This window comes from Lapillicoccus sp. (assembly GCF_036559105.1).
In the GTDB taxonomy this organism is placed as follows: domain Bacteria; phylum Actinomycetota; class Actinomycetes; order Actinomycetales; family Dermatophilaceae; genus Lapillicoccus.
Window position 1 is genome coordinate 76,092 of the sequence record NZ_DATBTV010000077.1, and the last position, 13,833, is coordinate 89,924.

The window sequence follows — 13,833 nt, forward strand, 5'->3', positions numbered from 1 at the left end:
CTACGACGACCGGAGACCATGACCACGGTGGAGCAGCCAGGCTCCCGCGCTCGGCGCGGAACGGTTGACGATGCCCCGGACGAGAGCACCGTCGTCAAGGAGGTTCCGGACTGGCTCCGGCGACAGCGCCGCCGAGAGGCTCGCCTCCGCCGGACCGTCCTCCTCGCCCTAGTGGTCCTCGTCGCCGGCGCCGTGTTCGCCCGGTGGCGCGAAGATCCCGGAACGGTGCTGGCCAGTGGCCTGCGCCCGGTGGGCGCAGTCATTGCCTCGCCCGCCGGGGACGCGGCCGCCGGAGCCGGCGTACCCGACGCGCCGGCGGGACCAGCCACCGCCGCGGATGGCTCCGCGTCCGGCGCCCCGGACTCGTCGGCCGCGGCGCACGCGGAGGAGGACGCCCCCGCCGAGCCGGCGCCGGTGGCTTCGCAGCAGCCGGTTCCGAGCTCCGGCGCGGGGAGCATCAGCGCTGTCGAGATCCCGGGTGGTGCCGTCAAGGCGACCGGCCGAACTGTCGCTTACGGCATCGACATCGAGGACGGCCTCCCCGTCTCGGCTGCCGACTTCGCGGCGGTCGTCCACACGGTGCTCGTCGACGACCGCGGCTGGCAGACCAAGGATGCCGTCCGGTTCGTTCCCGTGAGCCCCGCGGAACGAGCAGCCGGTGCGCACGTCGACATCCGCGTCACCCTGGCCAGCCCCACGCTGACGGCGTCGCTCTGCGCGCCGCTCAACACCTCGACCGAGCAGGTGTCGTGCTGGAACGGCATGCGGGCGGTGCTCAACCTGACGCGGTGGGTCCGCGGGGCCAGCACCTACGGCGACGACCTCGCGTCATACCGTGACTACCTCGTCAGCCACGAGGTGGGCCACGGGCTCGGCCATGGGCACGTCAACTGTCCAGGCCCCGGTCAACCGTCGCCGGTGATGGTTCAGCAGACCAAGGACCTCGAGGGCTGCACCGCATGGCCCTGGCCCACGAGCCCCTGACCGCATCACTCGGCACAGGTGTGGGGCGGCGTCGGCTGGGCGGCGGCGTCGATCGGCTTCATGGCGTGAACCGGTCACGGAGGGCGGAGCGGGAGGAGGATCACCCGCACGGCGCCGACCAGAACCAGAGGGTCGAGATAGGTCTCATCGTGCAGGACGCCCCAGTGCAGGCAGGTCGCCGGAGCGCAGTGACCGGGAGTGGCCGCCACCGTGGCCACGGCCTGGCCCTGGGCGACGGCGGTCCCGACGGTCATTGACGACTCCACCGGCTCGAAGGTCGTCCGCAGGCCGCCGGCGGTCTCGATGACGAGGACGCCGCGGTCTACGACCACCCCGCGGAACGCCACGACGCCGTCGGTCGGAGCCAGCACCTCATGGCTGACGGCGGCACCCAGGTCGACACCACGGTGGCCCGAACCCCAGCGCACGTCCGGCGGGTCGAACCGCGCGAGCACCGGAGGGCGCGGGAGGAGTGGCCACGTCCAACGACCTCGGGGCGCCATCGCCTCCGGGCTGTCCGCGTCGCTCGAACGGGCCATCAGCGCCGGCACGACCTGAGGGGCCGCTGCGCCCGACGTCCAGTCCGGAGCCACGACCGCCGCCGAGTCGGTTCCGGTGACGACGACGGTGAGCGCGACGAGGAGCGCCACGGCTGCCACTCGCCGCCCGAACCTCGCCGACCACGTCATCCCCACAGCGTCGAGGCCGGGCCACCGCCCGTCGAGGAGCCGCCGCACGCCTGTGGACCATGGGACGAACCGGTCAGGCCCTGTGGACGCCGACCTGACCGGACTGGACGACGACCGACCCGATCCGGCTCAGCCCGGGGAGGAACGGACTGCGAGGAGTCAGACCGCCCCGACCTCGCGGCCCTTCAACGTCGCCAGCCGGGACGCGGCCTCGGTCAGCACCTCGTCCTTCTTGCAGAACGCGAACCGGACCAACGTTCGAGCCGCCTGCACGTCGTCGTGGAACACCGAGACCGGTACCCCGACCACTCCGCACAGCGCCGGCAGCTCGCGACAGAACGCCAGCCCGTCCGACGCGCCCAGCGCGGCCGCGTCGGCCACGACGAAATACGTCCCGGACGGCCGCGACACCGCCATTCCCGCCTCCGCCAAGCCGGCACACAGCAGGTCCCGCTTGCGCTCCAGTGAGCGGGCCAGCCCGGTGTAGACCGAGTCGTCGAGCCCGAGCGCCAGCGCCACGGCCGGCTGGAACGGTCCGGACGCGACGTAGGTGAGGAACTGCTTCACCGTCCGCGCCGCCGCCACCGCCGGGGCCGGACCGGTCACCCATCCGACCTTCCACCCGGTGGCCGAGAACGTCTTTCCCGACGACGAGATCGAGATCGTCCGCTCCCACATTCCGGGCAGCGTCGCCACGGGGACGTGCTCGACCCCGTCGAAGGTCAGGTGCTCGTAGACCTCGTCCGTGACCACCCACGCGTCGTACTCCCGCGCCAGCGCGCACACCAGCTCCAGCTCGGCCCGAGAGAACACCTTCCCGGTCGGGTTGTGCGGCGAGTTGAGCAGTACCAACCGAGTTCGCGCGGAGAACGCCGCCCGCAGCGAGGCCTCGTCCACCTCGAACGACGGGAACCGCAGCACCGACGTCCGCCGCACGGCCCCCGCGAGAGCGATCGTCGCCGCATACGAGTCGTAGTAGGGCTCGAAGGTCACCACCTCGTCGCCGGGCTCGCACAGCGCGAGCACCACCGACGCGATCCCCTCGGTGGCGCCCGCGGTGACGAGCACCTGGGAGGCAGGGTCGACCGGCAGCCCGTAGAACCGCCGCTGGTGGTCCGCGACCGCCGACAGCAGCTCCGGCACCCCCGGCCCTGGCGGGTACTGGTTCCGCCCACCCTCGATCGCCGCCACCGCAGCCGACAACATCGACGACGGCCCGTCGGTGTCGGGAAAGCCCTGGCCCAGGTTGATGGCGCCCGTCTGAGAGGCGAGCGCCGACATCTCGGCGAAGATGGTCGTCCCGAAGCCCCGCATACGCTCGACCAGCGGGGTGGCCGGAGAAAGACCGACAGGCATGACCAGCAGCGTATGCCGCGCCGCCCCGCCCGGGCCTACGCGTCGGGCGGCAGCCACCCCGGGTCGAACCCGCAGGCCTGGATCCGGAACAGCTTGTAGCGACCGGCGGTCCCGATCTGCTGGAATCCGGGCGCCTCCTCGAGCTTCGTGATCCCGGCGGTCCGCGTGTAGAGGTTCAGCCAGTACCGCTCCGGCCCGGTGATCGCGTACTCGACGCCCTCCCGCCGCAACGCGTCGCACACGTCGGCCCGCGTCGCGGCCTCGCGCAGGTGCTCGCCGATCAGCGCGTGGTCGGGGTCGGGGTCGAGCAGCAGCGACTCGAAGAGGACCGGCCGGTTGTGGAAGGCATAAAGGAAGGCCGACCCGTTGGCCGGCACGTTGGCCGTCACCACGCCCGGGGGGATCCGTCGCGCGAGCTGGGCGAGCGCCTGGTTGTCCGCGGGGGAGAGGAGCACCTGGTAGGGCTGGCCCGGGTGGTAGTAGCGGTCGACGATGTCACCGGCCTGCTGGTGCGACGCGCCGCCGGTGACCATCGCGACGAGCGCGAGCGCACCGCCTCCGGAGACGGCGGCGAGGGCCCACGGCCGCCGTGTCCGGTCGGTCATGGGCGGGGTGAACGCCGCCAGCAGCCGCGACAGCCACCGGGCCACCGTATGCGTGCCGACGACCGCCATGAGCACCGCCGGCACGGTGACCAGGGCCCCGATCCGGACCTTGTCGTTGTACCAGTACCCGGTCAGCAGCGACCCCCAGCCGGGGCGCCCGGTCGACGCGATGACGAACAGCAGGATGCACGCCGCCCACGTCACGACCACCCACCGCAGGCGTACGCGCCGCACGCAGACGACCAGCCCGATCGCCATCACGGCGAGCAGCCCCCACGGCAACGGTCCGATCTGGAGGCCGAGGAGCGCACTGTCCCGCAGCGTGGGTCCCAGCTTCCCCTCGGCGCCCCAGTCGTAGCTCGCCGTGTCCGCCACCTGTCTGGACACCTGGGGAACCACGAGCAGGCCGAGGACGACGACCAGGGCGAGCACGAGGAGCTTGACCGCCGCCCGGCGGCCCTCCTCCCCGCCGACGCGCCGCCACTGCAGGGCGAACCGGGTCCCGACTGCGAGAACCACGAACAGCACCAGCGAGACCAGGGCGTTGGGATGCGCCAGGGCCAGTCCGGGGACGGCACCGGCGGTGGCGACCACCGCCAGCCGCCGCGGCAGACCGGGGACCGGCGCCACGCACCCGAAGGCGACCAGCGCCGGACCGAGCAGCCCGGGCAGGAGAGCGGTCCCGAGCAGGTTGGGCCACAGCACCCCCCAGCCCATGAGGATGTAGGGGAACGCCGTGAACGCCGCCGCCACCAACCCAGCCGCAAGGAGCAGGACCGCCGACCGCCCGAGAGTGACCCGCACGAGCGCGACCATCCCCAGCGGCCAGAACACCGCCGCCGCCGCGACCGCGGTGAGGTTCGCCGCGACGAGGATGCCGGTGCCGTCGGCGAGCGCCGGCACGACCTGCGCGAGCGTGCCGGCGACGTCGTGGAACGCGCTCGGGTAGGCGGGGTGCCCGGGTGAGCCCAGCGAGGAGAACACGTCGGTCTCGAGGAACTGCCGGAGCCGGTTGAGGTGCGCCACCGCGTCCGTGCTCTGGACCATCTCGCCGGGCCGCTGGATCCCCGGCAGGACCGCGGCGAGGACCAGCAGGACCCCGAGGCCGACCCCGGCCAGCGCGAACCACGAGGTGCGCTCGAGGTCGCGGGCCGCATACCCCGTCGGCACCTTCCCGCGCGGCCGGACGGCGAACCCGACGAGGTACGCCAGCAGCACGGCCAGCGCGGCGGCGGCGGCGAGAAGCCACGGCTGCCACGGCAGGTGCATGAACGGGGCCAGCACCGCGGCCCCGGCGAGCAGGGTCGTCCCGAGGCTCGGGGCCACGCCCCACGCGGCGATCCCGCGGAGCCCGACCGCATACGCGATCCCCGCCCCGGGGACGAGCACGATCGCCACGCAGAGGACGAGCGGTGGCAGCACCGGCAGCCACTCGCTCACGGGTGGCACCCTACGGGGTCGATCCGGGCCGATTTCCTCCCCAACTGGTTGCGGCATACCATGGAGGTACGGCCGTCGTCCGCGATGGCCGAATTCGCGCGCCTTCGCCCGTTGACCTGTTGTCCAGCGAAACGGGGACGCGCACCCGGTTTGGTCCGGTATGCCACGCAGCGGCCTCCGCTGCACGGCGTCCGGTGGGGTGCGGGTCAGGCGCCAGGCAGGTGGCCACACCCGTGCGCCGCCGACGGAACCGACCAACGACACCCCAGGAGGACACGGCATGGCCGTTGTCACCATGCGCCAGCTCCTCGAGAGCGGCGTCCACTTCGGGCACCAGACCCGACGCTGGAACCCCAAGATGAAGCGCTTCATCATGACGGAGCGCAACGGGATCTACATCATCGACCTGCAGCAGTCGCTGACGTACATCAACGACGCCTACGAGTTCGTGCGGGAGACGGTCGCCCACGGCGGCTCGGTCCTCTTCGTGGGGACCAAGAAGCAGGCCCAGGAGCCGATCGCCGACCAGGCGACGCGCGTCGGCATGCCCTACGTCAACCACCGCTGGCTGGGCGGCATGCTCACCAACTTCAACACGATCTCCAAGCGGCTCACCCGCCTGAAGGAGCTCGAGGAGATCGACTTCGACGACGTGGCCGGCTCGGGCCGCACGAAGAAGGAGCTCCTCATCCTCCAGCGCGAGAAGATCAAGCTGGAGAAGACGCTGGGCGGTATCCGCTCGATGCAGCGCGTCCCGTCGGCGGTCTGGATCGTTGACACGAAGAAGGAGCACCTCGCCGTCGACGAGGCCCGCAAGCTCGGGCTTCCGGTCATCGCCATCCTCGACACCAACTGCGACCCGGACGAGGTCGACTACAAGATCCCGGGCAACGACGACGCGATCCGCTCGGTCACCCTGCTCACCCGGGTCATCGCCGATGCGGTCGCCGAGGGCATCGTGGCGCGGGCCGGTGGCGGTCGCGCCGCCGGTGACGAGCAGGTTGCCGCCGAGGAGCCGCTGGCCGAGTGGGAGCGCGAGCTCTACCGGGAGGCCGCCGCCGCCGAGGCGACCGACCAGGCTGCCCCCGCCGTGACGCCCGAGCCCGAGGTGGCCGAGGCCGCCGCGGACCCGGCGCCCGAGGGGGCGACCGGCGCCGAGCCGATGACGGTTCCGCAGGCCGACGACGACAACCAGCCGGTCGACCCTGAGGTGGAGACCACCGACGCGACGGCCTGACCGGCCCATCCCCGACGGACCACCTTCTCTCCCCCCTCTCAACCCCGAGGAAAAGAGTGAGTACCACCATGGCGAACTTCACCGCCGCTGACATCAAGATCCTGCGCGAGCAGACCGGCGCCGGCATGCTCGACGTCAAGAAGGCCCTCGACGAGGCCGACGGCGACCACGGCAAGGCTGCTGAGATCCTGCGCGTCAAGGGCCAGAAGGGTGTGACCAAGCGCGAGGGGCGCACCACCTCGAACGGGCTCGTTGCCGCCAAGGCCGAGGACGGCGTCGGCACCCTCGTCGAGGTTCTCTGCGAGACCGACTTCGTCGCCAAGAGCGAGGTGTTCATCGCGCTGGCCGAGCAGATCCTCGACCAGGCCATCGCGGTCGGCGCCGCCGACGCCGACGAGCTGCTGAAGAGCACGCTCGGCGACGGGCGTACCGTCCAGGAGCTGGTCGACCAGTCCAACGCCGTGATCGGCGAGAAGATCGAGGTGAAGCGGGTGGCCCGCGTGGAGGGTGAGCGCGTCGCCGCCTACCTGCACAAGACCAGCCCCGACCTGCCGGCGCAGATCGGTGTCCTCGTGGCCATCGCCGGCGGCGACGACCAAGTCGCCCGCGACATCGCCATGCACGCCGCGGCGCTCCCGCCGACTGCCCTGACCCGGGACGACATCCCGGCAGAGACGGTCGAGAACGAGCGCCGGGTCGCCGAGGCGACCGCCCGGGAGGAGGGCAAGCCCGAGGCCGCGCTGTCGCGCATCGTCGAGGGCCGGGTCAACGGGTTCTTCAAGGACAACGTGCTCATCGAGCAGGCGTTCGCCAGGGACCAGAAGAAGACCGTCGGTCAGGTCCTCAAGGACGCCAAGGCCGAGGCCCAGGCGTTCGCCCGGTTCCGCGTCGGGTCCTGACGACCCCGCGGACCTGGTTCCACTCTGCTGGAGCGCAGCACTCGGACGTCCGGGTGCTGCGCTCCTGGCGTCGGGGCCCGTTCGGGGCTCGGATCCTGGACCCGTCGGGGTGAGCTGAGGGGGACCTTGAGGACGGAAGTCGCGTCCCCACGATCCCCTGAGCGACCTCGTCGACGGGCGCTACGAGGACGACCTCGTCGTCGTCACGCCCCGCGCCCGGAACGGGATCTCCCACCTGTCCTCCCGAGTTTTCGGCGAGGTCCGCAGGCGGCACTGCCCCGTGGCGCGGTCCGAGGGCCGCCTCCTGGTGACCTACGACCTCCCGTCCCGAGAGATCAGCGACGACCTCGTCGGCGTCCTCTCCGCTGAGTTGTCCGTGCCCGGCTGGGTTCGCGGTTCCGAGCAGTTCGAGCGGATCCCCGTCGGCGTGGTGCGTTCCAGCCGCGCCGACGGGGTGGACGCGTGGGATCTGTTCTACCGCAACACCCTCGACCGGTTCGCCACCCTGGTAAGAGGTGAGCCCTGGCCGAATCCGGAGGACAGATGGTCATTGGGGGCTTGGTCACGGTGACGCCTCTCGGACTGCCTCGTCATGGGAAGCGGTCGGAATGCTGTCCGCATCGATTCGACATATGTAGAGTTAGCAGGTGCCACGTCCACCGGCCGTCTCTCGGCAGACCCTCGCGGTGCTGGAGCAGCTGTTGCAGGGGTCGGAGGAATGGAGCTACGGCTACGACCTGAGCCGAAACACCGGTCTGAGATCAGGCACGTTGTACCCGATCCTGATCCGGCTGACTGAGCGGGGATGGCTTGAGGCGCGTTGGGCGGAACCGGAGCGAGCCGGAAGGCCGCCGCGGCACCTGTATCGGCTCACGGCGGAGGGGAGGTCCGCGGCCGTGGTCGTGGCCGAAGCCCGGCGCGCCGACGAGTCCAGGGCCCGGCGGCCGCGCCTCCAGGTGGCCCCGTCGTGAGGCGGGTACGCGATGTCGTGGACCGTGCAGCCGGATCGGCGGCCGACTGGGTACTTCGGTTGCTGACCGCCCGAGGAGACTCCTCATCGCTGCCGTGGATCGATGCGTTGACCGCGGAGATGGGCCAGATCGGATCGGGACGGTCGCGGCTGGTGTGGGCGCTTGGCGGAGTGGGACTGCTCACCCGCCAGCGGCTGATGACCACGGGACGCAGGTGGGCGACTCGGCTGCGGTGGGTCGGCTCGGCCGGCGGACTCGGAGGATTGCGCGTCTACCTTCCCGCCTTGGTGGTCGGCATGCTGATGGCGGTGGGGAGCTACGGGTACCGCGACGCCGATGCTCCCGTCCCGGTGCTCGCCGCCATGGCGCTGTCGCCGTACTACGTGGTGGTCGGGCTGTGGTGGGCTCGCCGCTCGAGCATCGAGATCGCCGTGCTGGTCGGCGCGGTCACGGCGCTGGTCGGGTACGAGACCTTCGTGACATCCGCGGCGCTCTATCTGGCTGCGACCGAGTCTGCCGTGAACTCGATGACCTGGCTGGGCTTCGGCGTGGGCTTCGCCTTGCTTGTTGCCCTGGTGGGGGCATTCTGCGGTCTGATCGGTGGCACCCTTGCGCACCCGGCTGCGACCATCCGCACGATCCGTCGCTGACCCTGACCCGTGACCAGACGACCGAAGCGACTCATGGTCCCTCGCGGTGTCTCCAGCAGCCTCGCTCTCTACTGCTCCGGCAAACCGCTAAACGCCAATGCGACCCACTGGCGGCGGAAAGACTCAAGTTGTCGGGGGGGCTTTCGTTCGCTGGGACTGTCAATGGCCAAGTGGATGTCCCCACTGGTGGCCAGCTGAAAGTCCCCACTCCTTGCGGTGTTGGTTAGGTGCTGGGGCAACGTCGACGCTCGGTCGTTGATGGCCGGTGGTGCGATTAGTGCGAGCGGGGGTGCCTGGACGTACGCTCGGCGGGTGCTCTGGGGACGGGAACAGGAGCGGGCTGCATTGCGAACGCTGGTTGCGGGGGCCAACGGGGGGCGGAGCGGGGCGGTGGTCTTGGTCGGTCCCGCTGGGGTAGGGAAGTCCGTGCTGTTGCAGGACGTGTGTGCACTGGCAGATGGGGCTGTGGTGCTGGGCCCGGCGGGTACTGAGTCTGAGCTCAGAAGGGGCAGTTGCCGGGCGCCTCCGGCAGATCGATCCGGCGGGCAGCGTTCTCTGGTACCAGCTGCATGGCGACCGTCTCCGCCGCGACATCCCCTTCGTTACGCAGGATGTGCGCGCCTTCGCCCGAGTCTATAAATCCCTGACCCGCGTGGTAGGGGTGGCCCGTGCAGGTGGGGTCATCGGCTTCGTAGTCGGTGACCGTGCCGGCGATCACCATGATGAAGCTGGGTCCCGGGTGGTAGTGCCATCCCGTCGACGCCACCGCACCGGTGGCGTGGTTGATGGCGGCGAACTTGTTGTCGACGACGAAGGCGTCGGTCGACCCACGGGTCTTCAGCTGGACCCCCCAGAGCGACGCCGGTTTCGCGTGCGTCTTCACGTCCATGGGCTCGAAGGAGATCTTCGTCGCGATTGGCGTGGTTGTCTGGCCGCTCGCCGGTGTGGCGCCGGCAGATCCGCCGTACACGGAGGCACCGAGAATCCCGACCAGGGCGACACCGAGGAGCACGGTTCGCGTTCGCATCAGTTGGCCTCTCCGGACGTGACAGCCTGCACAAACCGGGTCGGGTCCAAGTCCGCGCGCGGCGCCGGACCGGCGATGGTCACGGCGATGAGCCCGAGGACAGTCTTCTTGTTCATTGGTTCTCCAGTCCCTTGTGGATTCGCCAGGTGGGGCACCCGGTCCTTGGTTGTTCCGACACCGACGCTAGTAATCCACGGGACAGCGGGAGAACGAGGAAAGTACCCCTTTCGAGCCAGTTCGAGGCACGTAGAAATACCTGAAGGCCCCATTTCAGGGGTTCTCGCGGCGCTACGCTGGGCACGTGAAGGGCGGTGGGTCCGCCGAGCGATTGACTCCCCGGCAGCTTCAGGTCGCGGCCCTCGTCGGCGAGGGCTTGACGAACAAGGACATCGCCAACCGCCTGTTTCTGTCTGAGCGGACGGTCGAGGGCCACCTCGAACAGATCCGCACCAAGCTCGGGCTGAGCAACCGGGTGCAAATCTCGCGGTGGGTCGCGCTTCACGAGAGGCCAAGGGCGCTGACGGCCGAGCAGGAGCCCTCGGCCAGCACCCAGAGTGTCGCCGGTCGGAGTGGGCGGTGGCTGATCCCGTCCGCCGTCGGCGTCGCCGCGGTCCTAGTGGTGGCCGTGCTGGTCCTCATTCTGCGCGGCGGCGGTGAAAGCGGTCGCACCATCACGGACCTGACCACAGCCGGCGGAGCGCTCGACCGACCGGTCGCGGTGGCGATCGGGCCGGGTGGCATTGTGTACGTTGCGGAGCACAACCAAGTCGTCTCCATTGACCCATCAGGAGCCATCACCGCGTTCGCGGGCGGGGCAACGGCGGGCTACGCCGGCGACGGCGCGGCGGCGACACGGGCACACCTCAACGGCCCCCAAGCGCTCGCCGTCGACGACCTCGGGAACGTCTACATCGCCGACACCGGCAACAACCGCGTTCGTCGGGTGACCCCCGACGGGACCATCTCGACCGTAGCCGGGAACGGAACCGTCGCGTTCTCCGGCGAAGACGGGCCAGCAGTGGCCGCGAGCCTCAACGCGCCTGCCGGACTCGCGATCGGCTTCGGGCGCACCCTCTATGTCGCCGACAGCGGCAACAACCGCGTGCGCTATCTCAACACCGATGGCACCCTCCGGACGATCGCCGGCGTGGGCGATCCGGCCTACGCCGGCGATGGCAGCAAGGCAACAGCGGCCCTGCTCAACGGGCCCCAGGGGTTGGCGTTCGACCACGAGGGCAACCTGTTCATCGCCGACTCGATCAACGACCGGATCCGGCAGGTCGACCCGTCCGGGACCATCACCACGATCGCCGGAGACGGACACCGTGACTTCCGGGGAGACGGGGCGACCGCTCGCCTCGCCAGCCTGAACCTGGCGGCCGGCCCGGGTACCGGCGGGGCGATCGCCGTCGATGACGCCGGCCGCCTCTACCTCGTCGACGGGCTGAACAATCGAATCCGGGTCGTCGACCTGTCCGGTGTGATCTCAACGGTTGCGGGCACCGGTGCCGTGGGGTACGCCGGGAGCGGGACGTCGGCGCTGGCATCGGAGCTCAACCTGCCGTTGGGGGTGGCGATCGACGCCTCGGGCCGCGTCTACATCGCGGACACGGTGAACAACCTCGTCCGGATCCTCCGCTGATCATCTCCGAGGTGGCTCTCAGAACGCCGGAGCGACCTGTTCGAACGGTTGACCGACAGGAGTGACGATGAAGTCCAGCAGTTTCACGGGCTTCTGGTCGGCAGCAATTTCCTGGTAACGCGTATTCGGCGCGAGGTAGGTGCCGGAGTTGGACCCGAGCACGGTTGTGGCGTTGTCCGTTCGGGCACGCAGCGAACCATCAAGGACGAACAGCACCTGAAGTCCCGACCGTGTCCGAACGTTGGTATGGCCGCCGGGCTGGATAGTCACCACCTGCAGCGTCTCGGCGTACGCGCCTGCCTGCAGCGTCGACGGCGCGATGTCCTCACTCTCGAACACCACCTGAGCTGTACTGACATTTGGCTGGGTACGGATGTCCGTCGGCCACAGCGCCACGAACAGCCAGTCGTTGGACGTTGAGCCGGAGTTGGTATGCGTGTGCTCGATGCCCGGAACGAAGTACCCCTCGCCGGCGCTCACCGTGGCACTGTCGGCACCGATGATCATCATCTGACTACCGGCGATCTGGTACACGAACCCGGGCTGGTGCTTCTTAGAACCAATCTGGGCAGCCGCGGCTTGGGTGAAGTGGTTGATCCTCATGAACAACGGCCCGCTTGGCAGGGCGTTCAGCCGTCCACCGGCGACGTCGAGGGACGAAACGCCCACGGACTCGACGGCGCCATCCTCGCCGCCTGACCCGCAGGCCGCGAGGATCAGCACTGAGGCTGCGGCGATCGTCGAGCACGCACGCCCCCACCACCACACGCGCACATGGTAGTGGCGATCGCCCCTTCGTTCGCGGCGATTGTGATGATTGCGGGACCTGCCCCGAAGGTCGCCGATCGCCACCGGATTTCGACGCGATCATGGCCCAAACCGCCTGGGCCAAGACGCAGCGTCGGAGTCACGATCGTCCTCCAACGCGCGCCTTCCGTGAAACTACTGGAGCCGCCATAGCGCTGGCGACCATTCGTTCAAATGGCCAACTCGCCCTGAATTCACCGATTGGTGAGGCTGCAGGGCGGGTCGTGACATGCGAATGCCCCTGTGGGACGGCAGGATTGGAAGTCCACGACGCTGCAGGTCGGTCGGGTCGTCGTGGACGTCGATCCGAACGGCGTCTTCACCCTCAGGTCGGTGGCCGGACGGTCGGTCGACATCTGCGCTGCGCTCTCCTGATCGTCTAGGCGAACGGTCACGAGGTGGCGCAGTCGTGACCGGGCCGCCGCCGGCCCGGCGCTACCGTCGGGGGATGAGTCCGGCTCAGGGGACGCCCGCTGATCGTCCACTGTCCGGGTGGGCGCCCACCCGGCGCACCGTGCTCGGCGCGGGCGCGCTGGGCGGCGTCGGCGGCCTCCTGGCGGCCTGCGCCTCCCCGGCTCCGCCGTCCGCTTGCTCTGCGACCTCGGGCCCGACCGGCACGGGTGGGGTCCCGGCGACACCGTTCGCCCTCGACGCCACGACCACGCCGAAGCTCGACGCGCTGTTCGACCAGGTGATGACGGCCACCGGCATCGCCGGCATGCCGGAGCGGTGTGGATGGGCGACAAGCTGTGGAAGCGGGCGGGCGGGTACGCGAACCTCGAGCAGAAAACTCCCTACGACCCGGCGGACAAACGTGCGGATCGCCAGCGTCACCACGTCGTTCGTGGCCACCGCGGTCCTGCAGCTCGTCGACGCCCGAGCGGCGAAGCTCGACGACGTCCTCGAGAACTTCGTACCGGGGACCGCCAACGGGCCCGACCATCACGATGCGCAACTTGCTCGGCATGACGTCGGGGAACTACGACGTCACCTCCAACGCCGCGTTCAACGCCACGTTCGACGCCGACCCGGACATGCCCTGGTCCTTCGCCGACACGCTGGCGATCATCAAGGCCAACGCGCCGTTGTTCTCGCCCGGGACGAACATCGCCTACTGCGACTCGAACTACTCGATCCTCGGCGAGATCCTCCAGATGGTCACCGGCAAGCCGGCCCGAGCCGTCATCGTCGACTCGATCGCCGCGAAGCTCGGCCTCACGCATACTCTCTGGGCCGCCGACAGCGCGACCCCTGCCCCGCACCCGAACGGCTATGTCCCGCAAGGATATGTCCCGCAAGGACTTGACCCCGCGAAGCCGAACCAGGCGTTCCACAACGCAGCGCCTCCGCCGAAGGTCGTCAATGCCGTCAACCCGGCGCTCGCCGCCGGCGCGGGGTCGATCATCTCGTCCCTCGACGACCTCAAGGTCTGGGGCCGGGAGATCGCCGAGGGCCGCCTGCTGCAGCCCGCGACCCAGGCGGAGCGGCTCAAGGCCCGGCGGTTCAACGGGGCCCCGGTCAACCTC

The 13,833-nt window shown here is 70.0% G+C and carries 13 protein-coding genes and 3 pseudogenes; 11 read left to right on the top strand and 5 right to left on the bottom strand.

Annotation, left to right across the window (positions count from 1 at the left end):
* Window positions 1-18 precede the first annotated feature (18 nt).
* Window positions 19-984 carry a DUF3152 domain-containing protein gene (locus VIG79_RS10070; protein ID WP_331885144.1) on the top strand — a complete coding sequence of 322 codons (966 nt, stop codon included), beginning with the start codon at window positions 19-21 and terminating at the stop codon, window positions 982-984.
* Between the two features lie 74 nt (window positions 985-1,058).
* Here VIG79_RS10070 and VIG79_RS10075 read toward each other — a convergent pair whose 3' ends face one another.
* From VIG79_RS10075 to VIG79_RS10085, 3 genes are all read right to left on the bottom strand, one after another.
* A complete protein-coding gene (locus VIG79_RS10075; RefSeq protein WP_331885146.1) occupies window positions 1,059-1,721 on the bottom strand; it encodes a M23 family metallopeptidase in 663 nt (220 codons plus the stop codon).
* Window positions 1,722-1,832: 111 nt separating this feature from the next.
* Window positions 1,833-3,029: a pyridoxal phosphate-dependent aminotransferase gene (locus tag VIG79_RS10080; protein ID WP_331885148.1), complete on the bottom strand. Its 1,197-nt coding sequence runs from the start codon at window positions 3,027-3,029 to the stop codon at window positions 1,833-1,835.
* Between the two features lie 35 nt (window positions 3,030-3,064).
* Window positions 3,065-5,074: a DUF6541 family protein gene (locus VIG79_RS10085; RefSeq protein WP_331885150.1), complete on the bottom strand. Its 2,010-nt coding sequence runs from the start codon at window positions 5,072-5,074 to the stop codon at window positions 3,065-3,067.
* A gap of 280 nt (window positions 5,075-5,354) precedes the next feature.
* Between VIG79_RS10085 and rpsB the strand changes: the two genes are divergently transcribed.
* The 6 genes and pseudogenes from rpsB to VIG79_RS19805 form a co-directional block, all read left to right on the top strand.
* A complete protein-coding gene (gene rpsB / locus VIG79_RS10090; protein ID WP_331885152.1) occupies window positions 5,355-6,311 on the top strand; it encodes a 30S ribosomal protein S2 in 957 nt (318 codons plus the stop codon).
* Window positions 6,312-6,379: 68 nt separating this feature from the next.
* Window positions 6,380-7,210 (top strand): translation elongation factor Ts, encoded by an 831-nt coding sequence (gene tsf / locus VIG79_RS10095; protein ID WP_331885172.1) that lies wholly within the window; start codon window positions 6,380-6,382, stop codon window positions 7,208-7,210.
* A 280-nt stretch (window positions 7,211-7,490) separates the two neighbouring features.
* Window positions 7,491-7,781, top strand: a complete 291-nt coding sequence (locus VIG79_RS10100) for a hypothetical protein (protein ID WP_331885154.1) — start codon at window positions 7,491-7,493, stop codon at window positions 7,779-7,781.
* 115 nt (window positions 7,782-7,896) lie between these two features.
* Window positions 7,897-8,181, top strand: a complete 285-nt coding sequence (locus tag VIG79_RS10105; RefSeq protein WP_331885156.1) for a PadR family transcriptional regulator — start codon at window positions 7,897-7,899, stop codon at window positions 8,179-8,181.
* Window positions 8,182-8,465: 284 nt separating this feature from the next.
* Window positions 8,466-8,831 (top strand): hypothetical protein, encoded by a 366-nt coding sequence (locus VIG79_RS10110; protein ID WP_331885158.1) that lies wholly within the window; start codon window positions 8,466-8,468, stop codon window positions 8,829-8,831.
* 258 nt (window positions 8,832-9,089) lie between these two features.
* Window positions 9,090-9,290, top strand: a pseudogene (locus tag VIG79_RS19805) (ATP-binding protein); the annotation flags it as partial.
* A gap of 40 nt (window positions 9,291-9,330) precedes the next feature.
* On the opposite strand, the gene VIG79_RS10115 reads toward VIG79_RS19805, so the two are convergent.
* Window positions 9,331-9,858, bottom strand: a complete 528-nt coding sequence (locus VIG79_RS10115; RefSeq protein ID WP_331885160.1) for a hypothetical protein — start codon at window positions 9,856-9,858, stop codon at window positions 9,331-9,333.
* A gap of 301 nt (window positions 9,859-10,159) precedes the next feature.
* Here VIG79_RS10115 and VIG79_RS10120 point away from each other — a divergent pair, with 301 nt between their 5' ends.
* Complete coding sequence (locus VIG79_RS10120; protein WP_331885162.1) at window positions 10,160-11,500, top strand: LuxR C-terminal-related transcriptional regulator; 1,341 nt, start codon at window positions 10,160-10,162, stop codon at window positions 11,498-11,500.
* A gap of 18 nt (window positions 11,501-11,518) precedes the next feature.
* Here VIG79_RS10120 and VIG79_RS10125 read toward each other — a convergent pair whose 3' ends face one another.
* Window positions 11,519-12,352, bottom strand: coding sequence for a hypothetical protein (locus VIG79_RS10125; protein ID WP_331885164.1), 834 nt, complete (start codon window positions 12,350-12,352; stop codon window positions 11,519-11,521).
* Between the two features lie 198 nt (window positions 12,353-12,550).
* Here VIG79_RS10125 and VIG79_RS10130 point away from each other — a divergent pair, with 198 nt between their 5' ends.
* The 3 genes and pseudogenes from VIG79_RS10130 to VIG79_RS10135 all read left to right on the top strand — a co-directional run.
* Window positions 12,551-12,682 carry a hypothetical protein gene (locus tag VIG79_RS10130; protein WP_331885166.1) on the top strand — a complete coding sequence of 44 codons (132 nt, stop codon included), beginning with the start codon at window positions 12,551-12,553 and terminating at the stop codon, window positions 12,680-12,682.
* 343 nt (window positions 12,683-13,025) lie between these two features.
* Window positions 13,026-13,220: pseudogene (locus tag VIG79_RS19810) on the top strand (serine hydrolase); the annotation flags it as partial.
* 25 nt (window positions 13,221-13,245) lie between these two features.
* Window positions 13,246-13,833, top strand: a pseudogene (locus VIG79_RS10135) (serine hydrolase domain-containing protein); the annotation flags it as partial.

Bases quoted from the DNA above. Each gene is read 5' to 3' on its own strand.
- VIG79_RS10070 (WP_331885144.1), top strand. From the start codon at position 19: ATGACCACGGTGGAGCAGCCAGGCTCCCGCGCTCGGCGCGGAACGGTT.
- tsf (WP_331885172.1), top strand. From the start codon at position 6,380: ATGGCGAACTTCACCGCCGCTGACATCAAGATCCTGCGCGAGCAGACC.
- VIG79_RS10080 (WP_331885148.1), bottom strand. From the start codon at position 3,029: ATGCCTGTCGGTCTTTCTCCGGCCACCCCGCTGGTCGAGCGTATGCGG.
- rpsB (WP_331885152.1), top strand. From the start codon at position 5,355: ATGGCCGTTGTCACCATGCGCCAGCTCCTCGAGAGCGGCGTCCACTTC.
- VIG79_RS10115 (WP_331885160.1), bottom strand. From the start codon at position 9,858: ATGCGAACGCGAACCGTGCTCCTCGGTGTCGCCCTGGTCGGGATTCTC.